Source organism: Clostridium sartagoforme AAU1 (assembly GCF_000401215.1).
In the GTDB taxonomy this organism is placed as follows: domain Bacteria; phylum Bacillota; class Clostridia; order Clostridiales; family Clostridiaceae; genus Clostridium; species Clostridium sartagoforme.
Map to the genome: position 1 here is coordinate 1 of NZ_ASRV01000300.1, position 343 is coordinate 343.

The following is a 343-nucleotide window of genomic DNA, read 5'->3' on the forward strand; positions in this document are numbered from 1 at the left end:
GTTTCGTTATAAACTTCGAATTTCTTTGTCGCTTTCCTCAGTCAAATCCTCACGTAGCAAAGTACGCTCCGGTGTTTCCTTCGTCAGCTCCTAGAACTTCTCGTTTTTAACAAAACTCACTCTAACTATTTTTGAGTTTAACCTAAGTTAATTTAAATTAATCTAATTAGTTAGTTTTAAGTAATTTATTACAAAGTTATTCACAAAGAATATTTTTGGCTTGTTGTTTTTTACTTATGTGCAATTTTCAAAGAACAATGGTGGGTCTAAATGGACTCGAACCATCGACCTCACGCTTATCAGGCGTGCGCTCTAACCAGCTGAGCTATAGACCCATAATTTT

General features: G+C 35.0%; 1 tRNA gene. It reads right to left on the reverse strand.

The annotated features are described in order from the left end of the window. Positions 1-258: 258 nt before the first annotated feature. Positions 259-335, reverse strand: a tRNA-Ile gene (locus A500_RS19205). Positions 336-343: the final 8 nt, after the last annotated feature.